Raw genomic sequence first — 8532 nt, forward strand, 5'->3', positions numbered from 1 at the left:
GCGAAGGGCTTGCGCTGCTGGAGCAAGCGTTCGACACGCTCATCAAGTCTGGCTCCAGCTACCAGCTGCCCGAACTGTTGAGCGCCAAAGGAGAGCTCCTATCGCGCCTGGACCAAGGCGACGATGCTATCGAAGGCTCGTTCCGGCAGTCGCTGGCCGCCGCCCGCGAACAAGGTGCGAGACTGGCCGAACTGAGGGCTGCGCTTCGGCTTGCCCGACTTTGGTCCGATCGCGGACGCGAGAGCGAGGCGCGAGACCTGCTCGCACCCGCATATGCGGCGTTCAACGAGGGTTTCGGCACTTCCGATCTGGTTGAGGCAAAGAGCCTGCTGCAGAAGTTTTCACATCATCCGGCGGCGCAGCCATAGGCAGCAACAACCAGGGAGGACAACCATGCTCAAACAAACGTGCTATGGTCTGCTGGCCGGCGTAGTGCAACGCTGGCCGGCACACCGGCTTCTGCCGCCGAGCTCACGATCTTCTGGGCAGAATGGGATCCTGCCAATTATCTGCAAGAACTCGTTACCGAATATGAGAGGCAGACGGGCGTCAAGGTAACAGTCGAAACAACGGCTTGGCCGGGCTTTCAGACCAAAGCCTTCGCCGAATTCAATGCCAGGGGCGATGCGTATGATATGGTCGTAGGCGACTCGCAGTGGCTCGGCGCCGGCTCGACTGGCGGCCACTATGTCGACCTCACCGACTTCTTCGCGAAGCACGATATCGCCGAGTTAATGGCTCCGGCCACGGTGAAGTTTTACTCCGAGTATCCTGGCGACAGCGGCAGATACTGGGCGGTCCCGCTCGAGGGCGACGCTATCGGTTGGGCCTATCGCAAAGACTGGTTCGAGGATCCGAAGGAAATGGCCGACTTCCGAGCGAAGTACGGCTACGATCTCGCCGTGCCGAACACGTTCAAAGAGATGCGCGACATCGCTGAGTTCTTCTACCGGCCTGACCAGAAGAGATATGGCATCGCGATTTACACCGACAACTCATACGATGGGTTGGTCGGGGGCTTCGAAAGCGTGCTTTTCTCGTATGGCGGCGAGCTTGGCGACTATGCAACCTACGAGGTCGACGGTTTTATCAATTCCGACAGGGCCGTGGCCGCGCTCGAATTCTATCGGGAGCTGTACAAATTCACGCCTCCGGGCTGGGCCAACGCCAATTTCGGAGAGGAGAATCTGGCGATCACCGAAAGCCTGGCCGCGATGAGCATGAACTATTTCGCGTTCTTCCCATCGCTTACCAACGAGGCTAGCAATCGGAATGCCACCAACACCGGCTTCTTCGCCAACCCGGCCGGCCCGCAAGGCGATCAGTTCGCCCCCCTCGGGGGGCAGGGCATCTCGATCATCTCTTATTCGCAAAAGCAAGACGAAGCCCTCAAATTCCTCGAGTGGTTCATCAAGGACGAAACCCAGAAGAGGTGGGCGGAGCTCGGCGGCTACACCTGCAGTGCGGCTGTGCTGAAGTCGGATGCATTTCAGAACGCCACGCCGTACAACAGGGCCTTCTATGAGACCATGTTCAAGGTGAAGGACTTCTGGGCGGTCCCGGAGTACGCCGAATTACTGCAGCAGTTTAACCAGCGAGTCTATCCATACGTGACGGGCGACCAAGGCACGGCCAGGGAGACGCTTGATGCCCTCGCCGCGGACTGGAACGCGACTTTCAAGAAGTACGGGCGCCAGTAGTCGGTGTGGTTATGGATGGGACGCCTCGCGTTTCACACCGACCATCGTGGAGATGCCGAACGCCCGCTTTGCGAAGGATTGTGTTGAAAAACTCAGTCTTGAAGTAGCGTCGATCAACTGATTCACTCATTGCCAGCATCCGGAGAGTTTTGCGAATTCGCTACTGAACACCTTCCCGGCATTACCCCTATAAGGCCCGACGCATCGTTTCTGGTGTGGATGGATGCCCGCGCGCTCGATCTCAAAGTGGGCGGAATCCAGAAGTTCTTTGTCAATCGTGCCGGGGTTAATTTGTACGACGGCCGCGTATATGGGCCCGGTGGCGAAGGGTTCATTCGCCTCAACGTCGGTTGTCCGCGCTCGCTGTTACTTCAGGGGCTGGAACGCATGTCTGCGGCGCTGACAATAAGCTCTTGAACCGGGCAGCAGCCCGTGGGGATAGCAGGTTCTTGCTCGGGATCAGGTGCAACCCATTTTACCGCGTCTCATGCGCCACCGTAGCGTCCGCTTTTGGCGCCATGACCTCGACCAGCGGTCGCCCGCGATGTCAGCTTTCAGGAAACGGCGAAGCTGCTCTATACGACCGAGATTGGTCAATACTTCCGGTTCCTGAACGGGAACATTGCGCCAGCAGCTGCCTCACCCGAGAGCTATAAATAGTCGCGGACAAACGTGCCCGCGCTGTGAAGAGCGCGCCAACCCGCACTCAATCCTGCATTCCAAACCGGCCAGGCGTGAATCATATGCGGCCAAATTTCGAGACGTACCTTGACGTCAGCCGCGCCAGCGGCTGCCGCGAGCCGAGTTGCGTCCGACAACAGCGTCTCGGCCGAACCGACTTGTATCAGCATTGGGGGAAATCCGCTCAGATCGGCGAACAACGGCGAGATCCGGGGATCGCGCCGGCCAACGACATGGGAGGCATAGGCGGTCGCCAGTTCCTCCAAATATGCCCGGTGGATGATAGGGTCGATCGCGTCCTTACTTGTTAGTGTCGCGCCGGACATCGAAAGGTCCGTCCAGGGCGAAACCAGCCAAAGACATCGCGGCAACCGCTCCCCTGCCGCGCACAATATACTGACCAAGCATAGGGTGAGGTTGCCGCCCGCACTGTCTCCACCAACCACGATGCGATCCGGCGCGATCCCTTGCCGGCTCAGAAAGCGCCATGCGGTGAGTGCGTCTTCATGTTGCGCAGGGAAAGGATGTTCCGGTGCGCGTCGATAGTCGATCGCGAGGGTGCGCATTCCCATTGCTCGACCTGCCTCGGTCACCATTCGACGATGACTTTTGAGAGAGCCGGAGCAGTAGCCACCACCGTGGAAAAAGAGCAGAACCTTATCCCTGTCACTCTCAGGCGCTAGGGACCACTCGCCCTCAAGGCCATCGAAAACCACATCCTCGCATAGGATGTCGTCCGCAATCGGCCACACCGAACCAACCTCATCGAGCCGTGCCCGGCGTTCGTCCCAGCCCACCGGTCGTGGCTTTGACGTCAACAAGCTGCGGACGGCGTTGATCTCCGTCAGATCGAGGTGTTCATCCACATCGCTCATTTTGCATTCCTTACCCCATCAAGCATAGAAAACCGGCGGACAGCAGCGGCCATATGTCATCCATAAAGCGCAATGCCAGCGCTGGGAGTTTTTCGTTACAATTGCGGCATGGCGAATACACGGGACGACAGGTCGCCCATAAACCCGCTCGTCATCTTTTAGCACTGCCCCCCGCACATGGTCGAATATTGCCGCTTCGGGTTCGTTCCACCCCTTATCGGACCAAGATCATCCTCGCTACTGGCGCCTGCAGCGGGCTCGGGCGCAACACCGCACTCAGCATCGGACGCTGCGGCGGTGACGTGTTCTCACCTACCATAGCCGGAGCGAGGACGCTTGGGCCGTCGTCGCGGAGACAGGCAACGGGTTGCAGGGCGGGAGCGTCTGCTCCTTAGAGCGGACCTGCTGTCTCGGCCAGCGCATCTGCCTGGTGAACATCTGCCTCCGATGATGCATCGAGACCAACAGGCGCACGGATCAAGCCGACGAATTCTCATGAGCGGAACGGATAGCGCGCAAGCTTGCGTTGCATGGCGACGACCCGCGGAGCGTCAGTCCGTTATGCTTGTCGCAGTTCTTCCCGACGGCGGCAGGCCAGACGAGGCACACGGCGTCTTTCCGACTTAGCTCGGAAGAGTGCCAGATCGGCGGCATTGACAAAATCGCTGGAGTCTCGTTCTCGTTGGTCACCGTTGTTGCCCCCGACGCTGATGGTCACGCGATCCTGGCCGTGCTGTTCAAGTCCCGCACGCCCTGTACGAGCCGCTCTGCGGGGTCCCCGGCCCTCGCGGATCGTCGGCATCTCGGACGAACCGCTTGACGCCTCATAGCGGTGACGGAGCCTTAGGTGGCAGCTTCGCGGCGGGCCGAAACCAGCCCATACCGGGCACAGAGCTCGGTCACACTTCCGGGATCCATGTCGAGCTCGTACTTCCGGAGTAGCCCGGGCATCTTGGTTTGATCGGGCCACAGCGCCGCGAGCTCTCGGAAGTAGTTCTCGAATCCCGCAGGAGAGATCAGCTCGATGATCTCGCACGGCTCGTCACCAGCGTTCCAGAAGGTGTGCCACTGGTTGCGCGGCTTGAACACCCAGGTACCTGGTTCAGCGGTGACGACATCATCGCCAAGTAAAGCCGCGAGCCGGCCGGTGAGAACATAGGAATACTCGTCTTCCCGATGATGCCGATGAAGCGGCGCCGCCAGCGCATGAGGGGCAAGAGCGTGGTGAACCACTGAGAAGCGCTTGTCGCTCGCTGCGCCGTCAATTTTCCAGTGGATACCGAAACCGCCAATTGCGAAGGAGTCGCCCGCACTATGCGGGATAGTGATGGGGGCAGCCATGGCTCCCTCCTTGGCTGATGATCGGTGCACGTTTATGTTCACTCATCGATAAACTCGGATTCGGCTCTCGTCAAGATGGGTAATCACGTGCGTTCACCGAAAGTGCCACCTCGGCGCTACACCCTCAAGTCCCGGGCCGACAAACAGGCTGAAACCCATCGGGCACTCGCGCGCGCGGCATCCGAGTTGCACCATACCGTGGGGCCTTCGCGAACCACAATCAGCGCGATAGCCGAAAAGGCCGGGGTGCAGCGCCTCACGGTGTATCGCCACTTTCCCGACGAGGAGGCGATCTTCACCGCCTGCACCGCCTATTCGTTCGAGTTCGACCCCCCGCCGAGGCCAGATACATGGATCGGCATTGAGAACCCGCAGGAGCGTCATCGAACGGCACTCAAGCAACTCTACGGCTACTACCGCCGCAAGCGTCAACTCCTCGCCAACTTTTACCGCGACGCCGAGATGCCAGTAGTGGCTGCTGCGCTGGAGCGGAGGCGCACGATGCTCCAGCGAGCAGCGGAGATACTGCGTGCGGGCTGGAAGGTAAGTCCAGCCCGGCTTCGATTCTTCAGCGCAACGCTCGCACACACCCTCGAGTTCTCGACCTGGTTGTCGTTCGCCGAGGGACAAGGCCTGTCCGATGCTGAAGCCGTTGAGCTTGCCGTCAGTCTCGTGACATCATCAGCGCGCTGAACATTACAGTTGGTGCGCGTAGTCGGGCCGCACCTGTTCGCGTCGTGATGACGGCGTAGCCGCGCCCGCTTCTGGGCTCTTTTCCTGTCGTTCGACCACTCAGGGTCGAAAGGCCCCTACCCTCCTTGGAGACGGTGGCTGAATGGGAGACGGGACATCGGAGATGCAGGCGCGTCGGCCAGGACCTTTCCATAAGCCTCATTGCAAGATCGGCAAGGTTGCCCGCGATCCCCTGCTTTCGGTCAAAGCTTTTTGGGACATCGGAGTGCGAGACGCGACGGCAATCTGGATCGTCCATTATGTCGGTCGCGAGATCCGGGCGCTCGACTATTGCGAGGCGGTACGTCAGCCGCTGGCAGCGCATTTGGAGTGGCTTCGCACCAAGGGTTACGGCGGCGCCGAATGTTTCCTACCGCATGATGCTTCCCATGAAAACGCCGTCACCGCGATCCGATTCGAGGACCACATCCGCTCCGCCGGCTTTGACGTCACGACGGTGCCAAACCAGGGCAAAGGCGCGGCCCTGAAGCGTGTCGAGGCAGGCCGCCGGCTGTTCCCGGCCTTCTGGTTCAACGAAGCGACGTGTTCGCCGGGTTTGGACGCCTTGGGATGGTACGAGAAGTACGACGAGGCGCGCAACATTGGTCTCGGACCGGAGCATGACTGGTCGAGCCACGGCGCCGACGCATTCGGCCTGATCAGCGTGGCTTATGAGGAGCCGAGAAAGCAGCCAGTGTACGTGACGCCAGATCTGCGCTGGGTTGTGTGAGGCGCTCGTGCCGGTGGGCTAGAGCTTCAGCTTTGCCCTTAATGCGTCGATGCGCTTGGAAGCCTCTGCCTTGCTGAGGTTCTCTTCAAAGCTTTCCTCATCCTCCGCCTGCTCACATAGGGTTTTCAGGTACGATGCTTGCGACGGGGTCATCGGATCCTCGCCGCTCACCCATTCATCGGGATCTTTGTCGACATTGGCCGAGGCATCAGTTTTGGCGCGCGGGTCTTCCATGGCAATCTCCTATCGTGGCAGGAGGAATGCCTTTGATCTCTTTTTGTTCCTTGGCGGACTTGGCTTTTTGACCGTTGTGAGCACACTGCAAATGGTGGTTTGCATTTTGCACACGCTAGGAATTTGAACCATGTCGAGCGCGGTCGCCTACTGTCGGTCTCAACACAAAGGCAGGGTCGGTCTGGCCTCGGCATCGGGGCGCAACGCGCTGCGGTTGCCCGCTTCGCCGGAACCGAGGGATTGCAATCATCCTGGAGTTCACCGAGGTCGAGACAGGAAAGGGAGCAGACGCGCTCGATCGGCGCCCACAACTGACAGCCACCCTCGCCCAGGCCCGCCAGGCCAAATGCCCGGTCGTCGTGGCAAAGCTCGATCGCCTCTCCCGAGACGTCGCCTTCATTGCCGGCCTGATGGTGCAGCGGGTTCCGTTCATGTCGCCGGGCTCGGCGCCGATGCCGATCCCTTCATGCTGCACCTTACGCGGCAGTGGCCGAGAAGGAGCGCCGGCTGATCTCGGAGCGCACAAGAGGCGCCCTCGCTTCGCGCAAGGCGACAGGCATCGAACTCGGCAACCCGACCAACACCGCCGAAGCTGCGGCTAAGGGCCGAGATATCGATTGCTGAAGATGATCGATTTGCCCAGACGATGCTGCCAATCATCGCCTTGATTCAGCGCCGTTCGGACAGCACGCAATGGCCAATGGCAGGTGTCGAATTGCGAAACATCTTAGCGCGGTCAACGAACATCTTTTGAACGTTGGATTTGTTTTTATAGGCGGGAAGTTCACAAACGCTCCGCGGGGGGATGTCTTCGGAAAAGAAGACGGACCACGACCCGCGCTCGGCGGACGGGCCGGTGCAACTGCCTGTCGAGCATCCCTGCCCGGCAGGCCAAGCGGGGCTATCAGCCCGGCGAAGGACGACGCGGCCGGGATCGCCAGCCGGGCGGTCAGCGCCAGCGTCACCGGTTCCGCCGATCCGTCTCTCGTTAAGGGTGGGTGAGCTGATCTTCGTAGCGATCTGCTTTGTTTCTGTCGCGGGTTGCCTGGCCTACAGGCCGCTTTAGGATTGCTGCTTTAAGCTCTGATCGGCCGCGTTGCCCGACCGGCTCCTTGTGCGGGAGGGACTCTATGGCCCAGCAGGAGCAGTCGCAGCTGGAGGGCCGCGCCGCGGAACTCTACGAGCGCTACCGTTATTGCCGCAGGAACGACGAAGCAGTCGTCATGGACCAAAGCTATGCCTTGCTCAATCACGGCCAGTATGGCGCGGACTCGGGCGAAGAGTTTGACAGCGGAGCTCAGCGCAAGATGTCCGCCAAGCTCTCGGGCTTCTTCTCGCCAAGCGACAGATCGAGGCCCGACAGAAGGTCGATGAGATGACCTCGCATCAGGTCGGACGCGTCTTTCACGTCGTGCTTTTCCATGGCATCGACTAGGGCGTGATGGGCGTGGCTTTCGCAGGTGGTGTCGCGGCGGCGCCAGTAGAGCGCGATGATCAGGGATGAGCGCGAAAGAAGGTCCTTGACGAAGCCGGTTAGGATCGAATGGCCGGCGATTTCGGCGATGCCGACATGGAATTTTGCCGACAGCATGATGGCGTCGCTGTCGCGGCCGGCATGCAGGGCCTCGTGCTCTTTTTCGAGATGAAGCCGCAGTTGCGCGATCTCGGCCGGCTTTGCCACTTCGGCGGCAAGCGCCGCGACCTTGGGCTCGATCAGCGCCCGCGCTTCGAACACTTCGCGCGCTTCCTGCTTGGTCGGCTGGGCGACGAACGCGCCGCGGTTCGGCTCGAGCCGAGCCAAGCGGTCATGCGACAGCGCCTGCAGCGCCGCGCGTATCACCGCGCGGCTCACCGAATAAATCGAGGCGAGTTCGTCCTCGGGCAGCTTTGTGCCCGGTGCGAGGCGGTGGCTGACGATGGCGTCGCGCAGGCCGGCATAGACCGGAAACCAGCGCATCGTCGGCTTGTCGCCATCCCGTGTCTTTGGTCCAAGTAGGTCCATCGTCGCATTGTCCCGGCGGCCGGATCGCATAGGGGCGCGAACGCCGCGTTTCAGGCCGGACATCGAACATCCTGTGCGGGAATGTCAACAATTTTTGCACGCATCAGGATGCACGGCCGGAGGGCGAAAAGGGCGCAAAGATTCCGGCGAAGGATTTTTCGAGTGGAACCTGGTAGCCGCCGCGCTTCGAGGTCGACAGGCCAAGGCCGACGAGGCTCTCGCAGAGTTTTACCTGTC

The 8532-nt window shown here is 60.7% G+C and carries 8 protein-coding genes and 3 pseudogenes; 7 read left to right on the plus strand and 4 right to left on the minus strand.

Translation table 11 applies throughout. The features are described from left to right. From EOA86_RS39220 to EOA86_RS00795, 3 genes and pseudogenes are all read left to right on the plus strand, one after another. Positions 1-368: pseudogene (locus EOA86_RS39220) on the plus strand (hypothetical protein); the annotation flags it as partial. Positions 369-393: 25 nt separating this feature from the next. Next, positions 394-1700: pseudogene (locus EOA86_RS00790) on the plus strand (extracellular solute-binding protein). Between the two features lie 219 nt (positions 1701-1919). Further along, positions 1920-2117 carry a hypothetical protein gene (locus EOA86_RS00795; protein ID WP_128340430.1) on the plus strand — a complete coding sequence of 66 codons (198 nt, stop codon included), beginning with the start codon at positions 1920-1922 and terminating at the stop codon, positions 2115-2117. Between the two features lie 233 nt (positions 2118-2350). Here the strand turns inward: EOA86_RS00795 and EOA86_RS00800 are convergent, their stop codons facing one another. Both EOA86_RS00800 and EOA86_RS00810 read right to left on the minus strand, forming a co-directional pair. Further along, complete coding sequence (locus EOA86_RS00800; RefSeq protein WP_128340431.1) at positions 2351-3256, minus strand: alpha/beta hydrolase; 906 nt, start codon at positions 3254-3256, stop codon at positions 2351-2353. Positions 3257-4099: 843 nt separating this feature from the next. Then, complete coding sequence (locus EOA86_RS00810) at positions 4100-4597, minus strand: cupin domain-containing protein (RefSeq protein WP_128340433.1); 498 nt, start codon at positions 4595-4597, stop codon at positions 4100-4102. A 75-nt stretch (positions 4598-4672) separates the two neighbouring features. On the opposite strand from EOA86_RS00810, the gene EOA86_RS00815 reads away from it, so the two are divergent. Both EOA86_RS00815 and EOA86_RS00820 read left to right on the plus strand, forming a co-directional pair. After that, a complete protein-coding gene (locus tag EOA86_RS00815; protein WP_128340434.1) occupies positions 4673-5290 on the plus strand; it encodes a TetR/AcrR family transcriptional regulator in 618 nt (205 codons plus the stop codon). Between the two features lie 265 nt (positions 5291-5555). Next, positions 5556-6059 (plus strand): hypothetical protein, encoded by a 504-nt coding sequence (locus tag EOA86_RS00820; protein WP_206629939.1) that lies wholly within the window; start codon positions 5556-5558, stop codon positions 6057-6059. An 18-nt stretch (positions 6060-6077) separates the two neighbouring features. Here the strand turns inward: EOA86_RS00820 and EOA86_RS00825 are convergent, their stop codons facing one another. Next, positions 6078-6293 (minus strand): DUF3072 domain-containing protein, encoded by a 216-nt coding sequence (locus EOA86_RS00825; RefSeq protein WP_095518382.1) that lies wholly within the window; start codon positions 6291-6293, stop codon positions 6078-6080. A gap of 251 nt (positions 6294-6544) precedes the next feature. Between EOA86_RS00825 and EOA86_RS41395 the strand changes: the two are divergent. Beyond that, positions 6545-6646, plus strand: a pseudogene (locus EOA86_RS41395) (resolvase); the annotation flags it as partial. A gap of 133 nt (positions 6647-6779) precedes the next feature. Next, entirely contained in the window at positions 6780-6917 is a 138-nt protein-coding gene (locus tag EOA86_RS41400; RefSeq protein WP_348633309.1) for a hypothetical protein, read from the plus strand. Between the two features lie 673 nt (positions 6918-7590). Here the strand turns inward: EOA86_RS41400 and EOA86_RS00835 are convergent. Next, positions 7591-8295, minus strand: coding sequence for a GntR family transcriptional regulator (locus tag EOA86_RS00835; RefSeq protein ID WP_164891511.1), 705 nt, complete (start codon positions 8293-8295; stop codon positions 7591-7593). Positions 8296-8532 lie beyond the last annotated feature (237 nt).

Origin of the sequence: Mesorhizobium sp. M5C.F.Ca.IN.020.32.2.1, assembly GCF_004023105.1 — a bacterium.
GTDB classification, from domain to species: domain Bacteria; phylum Pseudomonadota; class Alphaproteobacteria; order Rhizobiales; family Rhizobiaceae; genus Mesorhizobium; species Mesorhizobium wenxiniae.